Source organism: Virgibacillus tibetensis, assembly GCF_036026595.1.
GTDB lineage: Bacteria > Bacillota > Bacilli > Bacillales > Amphibacillaceae > Virgibacillus_P > Virgibacillus_P tibetensis.
In genome coordinates, this window is the sequence record NZ_JARZFX010000010.1 from 104,707 (window position 1) to 120,057 (window position 15,351).

10 protein-coding genes are annotated in these 15,351 nt (G+C 33.5%); all 10 read left to right on the forward strand.

Features of this window, described 5'->3' with window-relative positions:
• Positions 1-65 precede the first annotated feature (65 nt).
• The 10 genes from QGM71_RS16535 to QGM71_RS16580 all read left to right on the forward strand — a co-directional run bounded on the left by QGM71_RS16535 (position 66) and on the right by QGM71_RS16580 (position 15,266).
• Positions 66-302, forward strand: coding sequence for a TIGR04540 family protein (locus QGM71_RS16535; protein WP_327608673.1), 237 nt, complete (start codon positions 66-68; stop codon positions 300-302).
• Positions 303-430: 128 nt separating this feature from the next.
• Positions 431-3,661 (forward strand): helicase-related protein, encoded by a 3,231-nt coding sequence (locus tag QGM71_RS16540; protein WP_327608674.1) that lies wholly within the window; start codon positions 431-433, stop codon positions 3,659-3,661.
• A gap of 8 nt (positions 3,662-3,669) precedes the next feature.
• The gene (locus QGM71_RS16545; RefSeq protein WP_327608675.1) at positions 3,670-4,434 is read left to right on the forward strand and encodes a DUF4391 domain-containing protein; all 765 of its coding nucleotides are present in this window, start codon (positions 3,670-3,672) and stop codon (positions 4,432-4,434) included.
• Positions 4,435-6,273 (forward strand): site-specific DNA-methyltransferase, encoded by a 1,839-nt coding sequence (locus QGM71_RS16550; protein ID WP_327608676.1) that lies wholly within the window; start codon positions 4,435-4,437, stop codon positions 6,271-6,273.
• A 15-nt stretch (positions 6,274-6,288) separates the two neighbouring features.
• Positions 6,289-9,273 (forward strand): type III restriction-modification system endonuclease, encoded by a 2,985-nt coding sequence (locus QGM71_RS16555; protein ID WP_327608677.1) that lies wholly within the window; start codon positions 6,289-6,291, stop codon positions 9,271-9,273.
• Between the two features lie 263 nt (positions 9,274-9,536).
• Positions 9,537-10,526, forward strand: a complete 990-nt coding sequence (locus tag QGM71_RS16560; RefSeq protein ID WP_327608678.1) for a restriction endonuclease — start codon at positions 9,537-9,539, stop codon at positions 10,524-10,526.
• 80 nt (positions 10,527-10,606) lie between these two features.
• Complete coding sequence (locus tag QGM71_RS16565) at positions 10,607-11,905, forward strand: hypothetical protein (RefSeq protein WP_327608679.1); 1,299 nt, start codon at positions 10,607-10,609, stop codon at positions 11,903-11,905.
• An 18-nt stretch (positions 11,906-11,923) separates the two neighbouring features.
• On the forward strand, positions 11,924-12,568 hold the full coding sequence (locus QGM71_RS16570) for a hypothetical protein (RefSeq protein WP_327608680.1): 645 nt from the start codon (positions 11,924-11,926) through the stop codon (positions 12,566-12,568).
• Positions 12,555-13,661, forward strand: coding sequence for a hypothetical protein (locus tag QGM71_RS16575; protein ID WP_327608681.1), 1,107 nt, complete (start codon positions 12,555-12,557; stop codon positions 13,659-13,661). The genes QGM71_RS16570 and QGM71_RS16575 overlap by 14 nt, the downstream gene beginning before the upstream one ends.
• A gap of 261 nt (positions 13,662-13,922) precedes the next feature.
• Entirely contained in the window at positions 13,923-15,266 is a 1,344-nt protein-coding gene (locus tag QGM71_RS16580) for a cyclic 2,3-diphosphoglycerate synthase (RefSeq protein ID WP_327608682.1), read from the forward strand.
• Positions 15,267-15,351 lie beyond the last annotated feature (85 nt).

The following is a 15,351-nucleotide window of genomic DNA, read 5'->3' on the forward strand; positions in this document are numbered from 1 at the left end:
TACTATAGAACTAGCTATAAAATAAAGATAAAGTATAAAAAAAGTAAGAACACCGAGGTGATTCAATGGATATTAAGTTGTTTCAGAAAACACAAAGAGATTTAGCTGCGTCTATAAACCTAGTAATTGATACTTATTGGGAAGATGACATAAGTGAAGTTGAAATGATTGAAATGATTCAGAAGTTATATAGTAATAATCAGAATAAATTTTTAAAGGACAGTAGATTCACAACTGTTCTTCAGCAGCAATGTGGGAAGAGGCGATTGGAAGTTGTTAGTAGGGTGTTAAATTTGTATTAAGCAAAAAATGCATAAAACGTATAGAGTTCTAAATAATCAAAGGAATAATTTATTAGTTTTAATTGATATGCAAAGTGAATGTGGATTTATGATGTATACCGTACTGGAGATGAGCAGGGAGGATACATATGCAAAAGCTTCTTGATAATAAAAAAATGGGATCCATAGGGGAAACTATTAAAGATAACATAAGATCCAACGCCAAATTGTCGATTATGTCGGCTTATTTTACTATTCATGCATTTAATGCGTTAAAAAAGGAATTGTCAAAAGTTGATCATGTTAAGTTTTTATTCACTGAACAATCTTTCACCAACACACCGCATGATATAAAGGAAAGTACTACTCAACTACAAAGAGAACGTGCCCTATCTGGTTTTGAAGACGAAGCAGGTTTCCGTAATTTGCTAACCCAGAGTAGGATTGCGAAGGACTGTGCCAGATGGATACATGAAAAGGTGGATGTAAAGTCATTTAAAACATCTGTTCCAACAATGAATATGGTGAATGTTCAAAATCCAAAACATGATTCATTTGCCATGTTTGGTAGTGCTAACTTCAGGAGCAGTAGTCTAGGATTTACTTATTCAGATGATCCAGCTCTCGCTACTTATACAGACGACAAATCAATGACGCAACAATACATTCAGTGGTTCGATACTTATTGGGAGAACCAGAATAGACTTGAAGATGTAAAAGAAGAATTACTTGATCAACTTGAAGTATTGTATAAAGACCATAATCCCGAATTTATATATTTTGTCACGCTTTATCATATATTCAGGGATTATCTGAATGAACTAGACGAAGATACTATTGTAAAATCGAAAACCGGTTTTCATGAAACGGCTATATGGAATAAACTTTATAAGTTTCAAAGAGATGGCGTTCTTGGTGCAATCGACAAACTAGAAAAACATAACGGTTGCATTATTGCTGATAGTGTTGGACTTGGTAAAACATTTGAAGCTTTAGCTGTTATTAAATACTACGAATTGCGAAATGATAGAGTTCTAGTATTAAGCCCTAAAAAATTACGTGAGAATTGGACGATATATACCCTAAATGATAAAAGAAATATATTAGCTGCTGATCGCTTCAACTACGATGTTTTAAATCATACAGATTTGAGTCGCTACACTGGTATGTCAGGAGATATTAACTTAGAGACTGTCAATTGGAGTAACTATGATCTCATTGTAATTGATGAATCACATAACTTCCGTAATAATGATGCAAGAAAGGATCATGAGACCAGATACCAACGATTAATGAATAAAGTAATAAAATCAGGTGTGAAAACAAAAGTATTAATGTTATCAGCGACCCCTGTAAACAATCGTATGAAAGATTTGAAAAACCAAATTGCTTTTATCACAGAAGGAAAAGACGATGCCCTAGAAAGAGTGGGGATTCATAGTATCGAAACATCGTTACGCAGGTCACAGACTGCTTTTAACAAATGGTTAAAGTTAGAGGATCATGAACGTAATACCGATCGACTATTAGAAATGTTAAATACGGATTATTTTAAGCTACTTGACTCACTAACGATTGCACGTTCTCGTAAACACGTTGAAAAATATTATGATTTAAAGGAAATAGGTAAATTTCCAACACGTCTAAAACCTATTAATGAGCATGCGCCGATTGATAGCCAAAATGAATTTCCGTCATTGGAAGAAGTTAATAAAACCATAAGCAGATTAAATTTAAGCGCTTATGCACCTTTGAGGTATCTCTTACCCGAAAAGCGAGCAGAATATAGTGAAAAATACGATACTGTAATAAATAATAAATCAGTATTAACTCAGTTAGATCGCGAGCTTAGTTTAATACACCTTATGCGGGTTAACCTATTGAAACGGATGGAAAGCTCCATACATTCTTTTGGAAAAACGATCGCTTCTTTACTTCATAGGGTTGATGATCTTATTTATAAATTAGATCACTTTAAGAAATATACGGATAGTACATTAAAAATTAATGAGATTAATATTGAAGATGATGAAATAGAAGACATGTTAATAGGTTCTAAAGTCAAAGTATTAATTCAGGACATGGATCGCATTAAGTGGAGACAAGCATTAGAAGATGATAGGCATTATTTAGAACAACTAATCACTGAAGCAGCAAAGGTACAACCGCATCGTGATGAAAAATTGAACTATTTAAAGCAGCACATTGAAAATAAAATTAATAAGCCAATTAATAAAAACAACCCAAAGATTATTATTTTTACAGCTTTTGGAGATACAGCCAATTATCTGTATGACAATATTTCAAAATGGGCACGAGGTAATCTTGGAGTCAATTTAGCACTTGTTACGGGATCTGGCAGTAATAAAACAACCATGAAAGGTGTAAGAACAAAGGATTTAAATGCAGTTTTAACGCACTTTTCACCGAAATCAAAAGGAAGAGACAAACTTTACCCTGATGCAACCGAAGAGATTGATATATTAATTGCTACGGACTGTATTTCAGAAGGTCAGAACTTACAGGATTGCGATTATCTTGTGAATTATGATATCCACTGGAATCCAGTACGTATAATTCAACGGTTCGGACGAATTGATCGCCTAGGTTCGAAAAATGATAAAATCCAGCTTGTAAATTTTTGGCCCAATATGGAACTGGATGAATATATCAATTTGGAAGCACGTGTAACAGGACGGATGGCATTAGTAGATATATCTGCAACGGGTGAGGAGAATGTTATCGATTACCAGGGCGAGAAAATGAATGATCTGGATTATCGTCGTAAACAGCTTGAACAACTCCAAGAGGAAGTAATAGATCTTGAAGAAATGTCGGGTGGACTATCTATTACAGACCTTACATTAAATGATTTTAAGATGGATCTGGTTGAATACATGGAGAATCATAAAGAAATGATTGAGAAAGCACCATTAGGATTATATGCAATCGCACCAAATCATTCAGATTCAGATCTAAAACCAGGAGTCATTTTCTGTCTACGTCAAATCAATCAAAAAGCAACTATTCCAGATCAAAGTGCTTTAGAACCATATTACCTTATTTATATTGATGAAAATGAACGTATCTCTTATAGTCATGTGAAAAGCAAGCAAATTCTTGATTTGTATCGAAAACTTAGTGTTGGTCAAACAGAAATTTATCCAGAATTAATTCATGCATTTGAACAAGAAACGAAGGAAATTACGGATATGGAGAAGTATCAGTCAATGTTATCCAGTGCTACTGATTTCATCATCGGTAAAAACGAGGAGATGGGTATGGCATCGTTATTTAGTATCGGTGAATCCTCTCTTTCATATGATACATTCCAAAAAGCAGAAGACTTTGAGTTAGTTTCTTATCTTATCGTAAAGTAGGTGATTCCATGCGAAGTCAACTTATTGACGTTTTCCATATGCCGCAAAAAACTGTCTTTAATCGTAAAATAGCGAAGAAACAATTTTATGAGCAAGGTCAATTAACACCTGATGAAAAAGAGCTGTTAACTACTGAAATTGACAGCATCTATTTACTGGCTATCTGCAAACAGGACACTCTAAATATTTCTAAGTACGTTAATGAAGATAAGCGGTATGAAGAAATCTATTGGCTATCAGTTTCATTTAAAACGATAAACAGGTATGAACGAATGGTGAAGCTGTTTCACAAAGTCTTGCCAAATCCAATTGTGATTATTGCATCCGATGAAAATGAGAACATCAGCATTAGTGCTGCGCATAAGAGGTTAAACAACAATGATGAGACTAAGGTCGTAGTTGGAAATGTAATTCAGTCACCCTGGATTAAATTATCGGATGTTAATGATGGAGTACAACGTTTTCTACAGCGGATTCGTTTTAATAACTTATCATATAGTAATCTCTGGGCGTTTTATGAAAGTGTGCATTCAGCGATAACGATGAGCTCATTAATTGAAAATATAAGTACCTATCCTAAAATAAGTACATCATCTGAAGAGTTGTTACCACTAATCACTTCACTTAAGGATGTCGATAAAAGTATAGATCAACTTCGACTATTACAAAAAGAACAGCTTGATTTCGGGGAAAAGATAGAACTCCACATAAAAATAAAGAAAAGGGAACAAGAAAAAGAACAGATATTGAAACAAATAAGGGAGTTGTGTTAGATGGATAAGCTAGACGGTAAAACATTTGATATTGTTGAAGATAACATTGAGAAAATGAAAGAACTATTTCCTGACATATTTACAGAGGGTAAAATTGATATGGACAAGTTCATGTTGACGTTGGGCGAACATGTTGAAAAGGATAAAGAGCGTTATGAGTTTACATGGAATGGAAAGACAGAAGCTATTCAGCTGGCACAGAAACAAACAACTGGAACTTTACGTCCTTGTAAAGAGGAAAGTGTGAATTGGGATACCACAAAAAATTTATATATCGAAGGGGATAATCTTGAGGTACTCCGTATTCTTCAAAATTCTTATCGTAATAAAGTGAAAATGATTTACATAGATCCCCCTTACAACACAGGTCACGACTTTATTTATAATGATGATTTTAAGGATAATATAAAGAATTACCTTAATAAAATGAATGAATCTCTAAAGTCAAATGCTGAGGTAAATGGCAGGTATCATACTGATTGGTTAAACTTTCTGTATCCTAGACTAAAAATAAGCAAAAACATTCTTAAAAAAGATGGCGTTATATTTGTTTCAATAGATGATAATGAATATTCCAATTTAAAAAAGGTTATGGATGAAATTTTTGGTGAGAATAATTTCCTTGCTACTTTTGTTTGGAAAAGAAGAGCTTCATCCGCCATGGCAGACAGATTAGTATCAACAGATCATGAATATGTAATTTGTTATCAAAATGGTGAATTTACATCATTCAATGGACTTGAAAAAGAATTTAAGGGATACAGTAATCCAGATGGAGATCCAAGAGGCGATTGGACAAAAGGTGATCTAACTGTAGGCATGACTAAAGAACAAAGACCCAACCAATATTATGATATTAAAAATCCAAAAACAGGGAAAATTTATAAACCTAGCTCTAAGAGGATATGGGCCTATATAAAGGAATCTATGGATAAGTTAATTGATGAAAATAAAATTGTATTTCCCGATGATGAAAATCAAAGACCTATGTATAAAAGATTTAAACATGATATGAATATCAAGGTGAACCCAATTTCAACATGGATAAATGAAGGCTCTAAGTTAATAGAAGATAACGCCCAAGCTATTAGTTTATCAACAGGATTAAATTCAGAAGGAACTAAAGTAATACAGGAATTATTTGATTATAAGGCATTTGATTATCCAAAACCTACATCTCTAATAAAATCATTAATAAAACAAGTTTGCGATGAGGGTGATATCGTTCTAGACTTTTTTGCGGGATCAAGCACAACAGCTCAATCACTACTAGAGGTTAGTGAAGAAACAAATAAATCTATTAGCTACATTTTAGTGCAAATACCGGAAAAAATATTGGAAAACTCTCAATCATATAATGATGGTTTAGATGACTTATGCAAACTTGGTAGGGAACGCATTAAAAAATTTATAGCTAAATCGAAAATTAATTATGCTGATTCAGGATTTAAAGTATTCAAGTTAGACGAAACCAACCTACATGTATGGGATGAGGAATCATTAGATCTAGAAAAAGATTTAATGGATATGATTGATCCAGTTAAAGAAGGGCGAACACAAGAGGATGTTGTTTACGAGATATTACTGAAGTATGGAGTAGATTTAACTATCCCTATTGAGAAGAAAAATATAGCTGGTAAGTCAGTATATGATGTTGGTATGGGATATCTCTTAATTTGCTTGGAACGTGATATTACTTTAGACATCATTAAACAGATCGCAGAAAAAAACCCAGCGCGTGTTGTTTTCTACGATGAAGGATTCAAAGATGACACTGTTCGAACAAATGCTCAACAAATCTTAAAGCGCCACAACGTAGAAGATATCCGTGTTATTTAAGGGGGTGTTTCAGTAATGAAGATTAAATTCGATGAACAGCAATACCAATTAGATGCTGTCAACTCTATTGTAGACATTTTTGATGGACAACCTGTAAAAGAATCCAACTTCTCAGTTGGTGCAGGACATATCCTAGGACAGCAACAAACGGAATTAGGTATTGGTAATAAGCTTGAACTGTCAGAACAAGAAATATTAGAAAATATACAATCGATACAAAAGGGAAATCACTTGAAAAAAAGTAATATTATCCAAGACTGGAATTTTACTGTTGAGATGGAAACAGGTACAGGGAAAACGTATGTATATACTCGCAGTATTTTTGAACTAAATAAAAAGTATGGTTTCTCGAAATTTGTAATCGTCGTACCAAGTGTGGCTATACGCGAAGGGGTATACAAATCGTTCCAAATGACTGCTGATCATTTTAATGAATTATACCCAGGGCAGTATTGTCATTATTTTATCTATGATTCATCAAAGCTAGAGAAAGTTCGTCAGTTTGCAACAAGTAGTGATATTGAAGTAATGATTATTAACATCGACGCATTCAGGAAAAGTTTCGATGATCCTGAGAAAGAGACAAAAGCGAACCTTATCCATCGTGAGCGGGATACGATGAATGGGAAAAAACCAATTGAGTTCATTCAAGAAACAAACCCAATTGTAATTATTGACGAACCTCAGAGTGTTGATAATACAGAGAAGGCGAAAGAAGCAATTGCATCACTCAACCCATTATGTAAGTTGCGTTATTCGGCAACACATAGAGAAACGTATAACCTGATGTATAAGTTGGATCCTATTGATGCTTATGACCAACGATTAGTGAAAAAGATCGAAGTGCTGTCAGTGAATTCGGATGATGATTATAACGATCCATACATTAAGCTTATTAGTGTTTCAAACAAGAGTGGTTATAAAGCAACTATAGAGCTCGACGAGAAAAAGAAAAACGGTAATGTAACGCGTGTTCGAAAACAGATAGATCCTAATAAAAAGAACAATCTGTTCCTACTATCTGGTGAGCGTGAATTATATCAAGGTTATGTTGTAGCTGGAATTGATTGCTTCCTAGGGAATGAATCGATAGAGTTTGAAAATGGCAAAGTACTGGGACTTGGTGGAGTGATCGGTGGAATGGACGATAACCTTTTAAAAAGATATCAAATCCGTGAAACAATCCGAACTCATTTAGACAAAGAGTTAAAACTAGTTCATAAAGGGATAAAAGTACTTAGCTTGTTTTTCATTGATAAGGTTGCTAACTATCGTATTTATAACGATGATGGCACATGGAGCCATGGGAGATATGCTCAAATGTTTGAAGAAGAGTATATGAACTTAATTAAGCATCAGAAATATCATACGTTATTTAAAGAAGATAGCTTTCTTACAAACTTTAATGTAGAAGATGTTCATGGCGGTTACTTCTCGCAAGACAAAAAGGGGAATTTTAAAGACAGTCGAACAACAAAAGATGGTTCTCTCCGTTCGAATAAAGATGATGAATCCTTCTTTGAGCTGATCATGAAGAATAAAGAAAGATTACTAAGTTTTGATGAACCGAAGCGGTTTATTTTTTCTCACTCGGCACTTAAAGAAGGATGGGATAACCCAAACGTATTTCAAATTTGTACGTTAGTCGAAACAAAAGACACCCTAACAAAACGGCAAAAAATTGGACGCGGTCTTCGTTTACCAGTTAATAAAGATGGTCGCCGTGTTTATTATGAAAACGACAATATATTAACCGTTGTTGCAAATGAATCCTATGAGGAATTTGCAGATTCACTTCAAAAGGAAATGGAAGATGAAACAGGCATTAAGTTTGGATATATCGAGCAACAGGCTTTCGCACCAATTACTTTTAAGGACGAAAATAATGAAGAACAAATACTTGGTTATGAAAAGTCCGAGAAATTATTTGATTTTCTGTTAGAAAAGAAATACATCGATAAAAAAGGTAAAGTAAAAGATTCTCTTAAGCAGGATTTAGTTAGTGAAGATTTTTCGGTGCCCGATGAATTTTTACCTGTACAACAAGAGATTGAGCGGGTAATCAAAAAGTCGATTAAAAAGCTACCTGTATTTAATGAAAAAGATAAAGTTTCCATTGGGTTGAACAAAGAAGTATTATTAAGTGAAGACTTCAACCAATTATGGGATAAGATTAAATATAAAACTACATATTCCGTTCAATTGGATAGTGAAAGACTAATGAATGAAAGTGTATCAGCAATTAGAAAATTAGCCCCATTTAGAGCACGAAAAGTTAAACGGGAAAATGCACTCCTGAAAGTTGAGCACTCTGGGGTTACAGGTGAAGGACAAACACTAAGGGTATATGAAGCTTTGGAAGAAGAGCGAAGGCTACCTGACATATTACGTTATCTGCAGGAGCAAACAAATCTTAAACGCCGAACTATAGTGGATATACTTATAAAGTCCGTACGTCTGGATGATTTTAAAAAGGATCCACAAGCATTTATGGAAGCAGTAATGAAGATCATTAATCGGGAAAAGCGTAAACTTATCATCGATGGCATTAAATACGAGAAGATTGGTGACCACGAATATTATGAGCAATCACTTTTTGAAAATGAAGAGCTTGTAGGGTACATGAAAGCTAATGCTGTTAAAGTTGATTATGACAAGTCTGTATATAATTACATTAAGTATGATTCTGACACAGAAAAAACATTTGCTGAAAAACTCAACAACGATGAAGATGTTAAGTTATTTGTAAAACTACCTGGATCGTTTGTCATTGATACACCATTAGGAAACTATAATCCCGATTGGGCAATCTTAGTCGAGAATGATGGTGTTGAAAAGCTATTCTTCGTCATTGAAACAAAAGGTAGTACAGATCAAGAGGACCTTCGCCTACGTGAGGACGGTAAGATTGAATGTGGACGTAAACACTTTGCTGCACTTGAGAATGGTGTTAAGTACGATGTTGCAAGTAGTTATGAGCAATTGAAAGAGAATATATAATAAATTACCGCTAGAGTGTTTAGCTCAGACATCTAGGATTTTAACTAACAAGAACGCTAAAGACTGTTAATTATAAATGTTGCAGTTTCTTTAGCGTTTTATTTATATGATACTGATAGTTTAAATTACAAATGTAGAAAAGGGGTAATGTAATGAGAATTACCGAGATTAATCATCTCCTTTTTACTGTTACCAGTTTATCCAGAATAACATCCGTAAATCTGTAAATTGTACCAAATACAAATTAACGAGGGGGATTAACGATGAAGAGATGGTGGATGATTCGTGCGGGAGATAACAATGAACTAATTCCAATATGGAAGGACAAGGGTATTGCTTCCATTGGGTGGCCTAAATTGGGTGATCCTAAAGAATATCGTTCAAAAGAAGAAATGCTAACAAAAGCAAATACTGTATTTGGTGATAGTAAACCTAATACTAGAAAGAGCTGGATTAATCAGGTATGGCGTTTCAGCAGAGAAATAAAGAAGGACGATAGAGTTATCACTTATTTTAAAGAAACTAGAGAATACCTGGTTGGAACTGTAACTGAAAATCATTTTTATAATGAGTCAATAGGAGATCCCGCATATCCAAATAATATAAGGGTTGAATGGGAAGAAACTACAGTTATTAGAGACACACTATCACAAGCAGCGAAGAATAGTTTAGGTTCGGTATTAACAGTGTTTCGCGTAGATGATTGGGGTGGTGAGATTGAAAGATTATTAGAGTACCCTTTTATTGAACCAGATGAAACAGATGAAGCTGAAGAAAGTGAAATAATAGAAGACTTGGTTAATAAGGCACTGGTAATGGTACAAGACAAAGTTGATAAACTTGACCCATGGCAAATGCAAGAACTAGTTGGAGGACTTTTACAAGCAATGGAATACAATGTTCAGGTAAGTCCAAAGGGCCCGGATGGCGGTGTAGACGTATTAGCATATAAAGATGCATTTGGATTTGAAAAGCCTATTATTAAAGTGCAAGTGAAGCATCGTAAGTCTTCCGCATCTGCGCCAGAGATTCAGCAGTTATTAGGGGCAAATCCGATTGATGCTAATAGTTTATTTGTTTCAACCGGTGGATTTACATCACAAGCAGAAGCGGTAGCTAGACATAATTCTGTTAGGTTGGTAGATTTGGAGGAATTGGTTAGTTTGATAGTGAACTGGTATGAATCTATACCAAATGATGTAAGAAGTCTCTTACCATTAAAGAAAATATATTTACCTGATATTTTAGGGTAAATCATATTAATTCAATGCTATAATAGAAATAAATAATCGACTAGTTTTGATAATATGATTTCAAATGAAAGGGGATACAAATGAAACAAGAAATATTAAGTAGAGTGTTTGATAGACTAAATAAAGAAACTGTAATCGAAGTAATTCAAAAGATGAAACAGGGATGGACACCAAGTAAGAAACAAAAGAGAGTTAAAAAGGAATTACTGGATGATTTTTTACAGCTAGCAGATCTGATTAATGATGAGAGAATTGAAGACTTTGTAGAAATGGCCGTAATGACTAAACAAATTGGATTACCTGCATACACTTATAAGGTAAATAATTTAAACTTTTTGCAAGAGCATCCAATAAGAGAAATCACTGATTTTGTGTTGTTTGAAAAGTTCTTAATTACAATTGAGGAAAGTTCTGAAACAGATCAGGAATTAAAGATGCAGCTAAGAATAAAAGAATATAATGAACGTTGGAGACATGGCGGGGTACTTGACCGAAATAGTTTAACGGCTGTATACAAGATAAATGTTAGTTTGGATAAAGAAAAGAATAAAATAACAATAAATGCTGGTAGTGATCTTATTCATGAGGTAACTAGGCAATTTGTTCTACAAGCTTTAAAATGGCCTGTTATATCATATCGAATTGTAGAAAAGGCTAATCAAAGTTATCAGATAGGAAATGCTAGTTATAAGACAGCAATATTACTTGACTTTATAAATAACCGTCTTAATCCAAGTGGTATAGATGCTAAATTTAAGGAGATTAAATTTAATACAAGAGGTAAATTACATAATAGTGAGGGAATTAGGAATGTAACTATTAACGGAAATGATATTTTATCCTCACAACTTGCTTGCGAGTATATTACATTAGGGAGCGGAATTGTTTCATTTAAATTAAGTTTGACTTATAATGAACAAGATTTCTCAGCTATTTTCTCACTAAAAGGTGAGAATGATGACTTGATGAAGATCGTGATAGTTGATTTAGACAATCAAGAAATAAAAGAAGAAATTATGGAATTAATACAAGAACATTATATTGACATGTGTAATGAGGGACTGAAGGATATTGATGCTACTAAAAGAATATTAGAAACAATATATGACAAATACACTGAGGGGGATAAATTTGTTTTTCAAGTAATTCAGGATAGTGTGCTTAAGGTAAATGAGTGCCTTGCAAATTCAATAGAAGATACCGATATAGAGGATGATTTCTACGAATTAATAACTGAAATTGTATATAACAACAAGATTATCCTTGATGCAGCTGGATATAATGGTATTAATGAAGATTTGGAAAAAATAATGAATACTCTAGAAAGTAATTTTACTGATCTCGATGATGAAGATTTAGATGACGAAGAAACTGAATAATAATAAGGAGGTGAGGTTATGTATCTAGGAATAAAGGATTGTATAATTTGTGAAATTGACAAGGATTTATCTGTAGATAAAATTAAAAAAGGCCTCTCCTCTACAACCTTTGAAGTATTTAATTTTAAAGTTATTGATTCAGATATCTTAGAGGTCGAGTATAAGTGGTTAGATTCAATTAAAATAAAAGACAAAATTGTTAGTAGAAAACAAAAGACGGTAAAAAGCTGGATTTATCATAAGATAAATCACATAATAGTTTTCGCCAACTCAGAAAGTGACGTAAACTTCTTTAAGATAAAGATCCAGAATTCATTACATGTGATATTTAAAGATATAAATATTTTTGAGAAGTGGAAGAAGGATTATTTGAATAAGGGGTTATGGATTGCTGACCTGACTAATATTCAAATAAAAAATAATATTATTCCCTATGACGATGAGGAAATGATTAATATTTCTATACATCACTTAGACTTCAAAGAAATAAATGCATACTTAACAAAGCGATTGGATTCTTTGGTAAGTTTAACTTTTAAATATAATGGTTCAAACAACATAACATTTTATTTAGACCCAAAATCAATTATTTCATTTCCTGATACAATAAGGTTAAATGAAATGATTGAGGTATTTGATGAGGTGTTAAATGACCAAAAATAGAGGAATTTCTTTAATATTTTTATTCCTGTCTTTTATTACACCTATGATTATTTTATATTTTACGGATTTTGAACTTCCAGATGATGAACCTTTATACAAGAAATTAAGTGAACAAGCAACATTGTTAAGTTGGATTTTTACTGGAATTATAGGGTTTGTTTCTTTTATTGTCTTGTTTATTACTTTTACATTCGAGAATAAGTTGGTTGTAGCAGCGAATACATTAAAAAGAATTATTACACCTTTTGGATATAATTCGAAGGAATTAAAACAGGCATTAATAGATTATAACTCTTTGTTAAAAAGAGATAGAATTCTAGATTTTTTATTTTATGTCTTTTTATCCATTGGAAGTATTGTTTCTATTATATGGGGGACTATTGTAGGGTTCTATACAAAATTTCAATTGTCAATAGAGATTGACCTTTCTCTGCCTTCAATGATAGTTTTTGGAATATACGCCTTCTGGATAATACTACATGCTCTCTTTATTTTAGTTGGGATTGTCATTTATCAAGTTCGATTCAACAAAAACCCCTTTATGAAAGGATTCCTCCCAACAATAAAAGAAGTGACGGACATAGAATACATTGAAAAAAATGGGGTAGACTTTAATGAGTTCTTTTCTATTAATTACCCTACGCTAGATTTTTATCAAAATCCTCCCCAAAACAATCCAACATATGAATTAGATTTTTCTTTGCCAATCGCTATGAATCATTATCAATTTGTGATGAAATTTTACTCAAATGAAAAAGTTATACTTAGATGTTATGGAATATTAGATAATATAGTAGATTATGATAATGTTGGTAAAAGTCATTTAGTAAATTTAAGCACAGATTTTAAAAAATCTGTTTATAATGAGCTTTTATCTAATGATTCACATGGGGAATTACAAATATTTAATTCTGAAATGGAAGTTATTTCAAGGTTCCTGTTGGTTAAGAAGGTTGTAAGTAATCATCATTTTTACTATGAATTTAGTAGAAGTATTGAAATGAGTGGAAAAAATTTAGATAAGGGTCTTCTACAGAATTTAACAAAAGCAATAGAATTAGATATATTAGAATCTAGTGAAACAAAGAAGTAACTGCTGAAGCATACTTAAATATGTCTCAGGAAATATTATTAGGGTGACTGTAAAAAATATTACTGCCACCCTTTTTATAATCCGAAAATTAGGAGTTTTTTACCCTACAAACCGGTACGGTGAACCGTATGAGGTTTTTAATAAAAAGGCCTGCCAAAGGTGAATGTTAATTATTTCAATTTTAGACAAACAACAATAATTGTATTAATATACATTATTGATTATAATTATAGTAATTGATTATCATTATAGGAGAGAGCTATGAAAAGAAAAAATATTATTATTATAGGCGCAGCAGGAAGGGATTTCCACAACTTTAATACTTACTACCGAAATAATGAAGAATATAATGTTGTTGCTTTTACAGCAACGCAAATTCCAGATATTGATGGACGTAAATATCCAAGTGAATTAGCGGGTGCACTTTATCCGGATGGTATTCCTATTTTTTCACAAGATCAATTACCAGAGTTGATCAAGGAATTACAAGTGGATGAATGTGTCTTTGCATATAGTGATATTGGGTATGAAGATGTGATGAGAGTTAGCGCCATCGTGAATGCAGCGGGAGCGAACTTTAAATTGCTAGGACCAAACAGCACGATGTTAACTAGCAATAAGCCTGTCATTTCTGTATGTGCTGTACGTACTGGAACAGGTAAAAGCCAAACGTCGCGGAAAGTGATTGAAACACTGATTGAGAATGATTTAAAAGTAATTGCAGTGAGACATCCGATGCCTTATGGCGATTTAAATGCACAGCGTGTTCAACGCTTTGCCACAGTGGAGGATTTAAAGAAACATAATTGTACGATTGAAGAAATGGAAGAATATGAGCCACATGTGGCACGTGGAAATATTGTGTATGCCGGTGTTGATTATGCAGATATTTTGGCAGAAGTGGAAAAGGACCCAGATGGATGTGACGTTATTTTATGGGACGGAGGAAATAATGACTTCTCCTTCTTCAAGCCTGATTTAGCGATTACTGTCTTGGATCCACATCGCCCAGGACATGAGCTGAAATACTACCCTGGCGAAGTGTGTTTAAGAACAACCGATGTGGCCATAATTAACAAAGTGGACAGTGCAACAGAGGGAAATATTCAAATTGTAGAAAGTAATATAAAATTAGCAAATCCAAACAGTACGATTATTAAGGCTGAATCAAAGATTACCGTTGAACATCCAGAGAGAATTGCAGGGAAACGCGTGTTAGTCGTAGAAGATGGTCCGACGTTAACACATGGGGAGATGAAACTTGGTGCAGGTACAGTTGCAGCTGAACGTTTGGGTGCGAAGGAAACCATTGATCCACGTCCATTTGCGGTTGGAACACTAACTGAAACATTAAACAAATATCAACATATTGGAAATGTCCTTCCAGCGATGGGGTACGGCGAGCAGCAATTGAAGGACCTTGAAGAAACGATTAATAATGCTGACTGTGAAGCAGTAATCATTGGTACACCGATCGATTTAACACGCGTCATTTCGATTAATAAACCGTGCACACGTGTACACTATGATTTAGACGAAATTGGGAATCCAAACCTAGTCGATATATTAAAAGACTTTATTCAAGAATATAAACTTGTGAAATAAACACTTGGTGTAGCCCAAACAATTCGAAAAAGACTAGCAGCAGATACTGCTGCTAGTCTTTTTCGAATGTAAGCGTCAAGAGGGA

Bases quoted from the DNA above. Each gene is read 5' to 3' on its own strand.
- QGM71_RS16535 (WP_327608673.1), top strand. From the start codon at position 66: ATGGATATTAAGTTGTTTCAGAAAACACAAAGAGATTTAGCTGCGTCT.
- QGM71_RS16540 (WP_327608674.1), top strand. From the start codon at position 431: ATGCAAAAGCTTCTTGATAATAAAAAAATGGGATCCATAGGGGAAACT.
- QGM71_RS16545 (WP_327608675.1), top strand. From the start codon at position 3,670: ATGCGAAGTCAACTTATTGACGTTTTCCATATGCCGCAAAAAACTGTC.
- QGM71_RS16550 (WP_327608676.1), top strand. From the start codon at position 4,435: ATGGATAAGCTAGACGGTAAAACATTTGATATTGTTGAAGATAACATT.
- QGM71_RS16555 (WP_327608677.1), top strand. From the start codon at position 6,289: ATGAAGATTAAATTCGATGAACAGCAATACCAATTAGATGCTGTCAAC.
- QGM71_RS16560 (WP_327608678.1), top strand. From the start codon at position 9,537: ATGAAGAGATGGTGGATGATTCGTGCGGGAGATAACAATGAACTAATT.
- QGM71_RS16565 (WP_327608679.1), top strand. From the start codon at position 10,607: ATGAAACAAGAAATATTAAGTAGAGTGTTTGATAGACTAAATAAAGAA.
- QGM71_RS16570 (WP_327608680.1), top strand. From the start codon at position 11,924: ATGTATCTAGGAATAAAGGATTGTATAATTTGTGAAATTGACAAGGAT.
- QGM71_RS16575 (WP_327608681.1), top strand. From the start codon at position 12,555: ATGACCAAAAATAGAGGAATTTCTTTAATATTTTTATTCCTGTCTTTT.
- QGM71_RS16580 (WP_327608682.1), top strand. From the start codon at position 13,923: ATGAAAAGAAAAAATATTATTATTATAGGCGCAGCAGGAAGGGATTTC.